Genomic DNA, 840 nt, shown 5'->3' with positions numbered 1-840 from the left:
GGCCAGCAACCGGCTCCGAGCAACCCCGCCAGGCCATGTGAAAAATCGAGGCTAATCGAGGTTTGCCGCACCACCTGATCGCGGCAGACCGAACGCGCTACACACCTGCTCGTCGAGATCGTTGAGCCTGGCCACCATCGCGCGGCTGTTCATCGCGACTCCCGGACATCAGCTGGCGATGCTGGCGTACACGGCTACCGCCGCGGCCCTGCTAGACGTATTGAGCTTCCTGGCAATGTGTTTGAGATGCGACTTCACCGTCCCTTCGGAGATCACCAGGCAGTGAGCAATCTGGCTGTTGGTGGCCCCGGTCGCCACAAACGACATAATCTCTCGCTCACGGACGGTCAACAACGGCACAGCAGGTTGATCGCTGCGGTAATGGGCATCATGTCGCTGACCGGGAGTAGCGCCGGACAGCGACCACCACACCGATCCGACCGACCGTCTGATCAGCTCCTCTACATGCACGCATAAATTGCCGACTGCTGCGCGTTGTTGCGCCGCCTTCTCTTCGAGTACCGCGCTCTCGAACGCCACCGCCAGACACTCGGCGAAGGCCTCCAACTGATCGAGATGGTCCATCGTCACGAGTCCGTCGGGTTTTGGGCGGTCGGCGTGCAGCATCCCAATTGCCCTGCCCTGAACGGTGATCGGGGCGGCGACATAGCCAAAGCAGCCAGAAACCTCGACGAATTCCTTGAGCGTGCGTTTGTCTTCCCACGGAGACGGCACCAGTGCTCCGCAGCGCTTACGGATGAGCTCTGTCTCCAACGGAGCCTCCGCTAGTCCTTCAGTAAGCGTGTCGGCAGGGTAGAAATAGGCAAAGGCCTTATCCTG

The 840-nt window shown here is 60.8% G+C and carries 1 protein-coding gene; it reads right to left on the bottom strand.

Features of this window, described 5'->3' with window-relative positions:
• Positions 1-168: 168 nt before the first annotated feature.
• The coding region (locus tag F6Q13_RS18175; protein ID WP_293059512.1) for a LuxR C-terminal-related transcriptional regulator at positions 169-840 on the bottom strand (672 nt) is incomplete at its 5' end.

This window comes from Mycobacterium sp. (assembly GCF_008709575.1).
In the GTDB taxonomy this organism is placed as follows: domain Bacteria; phylum Actinomycetota; class Actinomycetes; order Mycobacteriales; family Mycobacteriaceae; genus Mycobacterium.
Note: the sequence above shows the minus strand (reverse complement) of the source record. Positions and strands in the feature narration are given on the sequence as shown.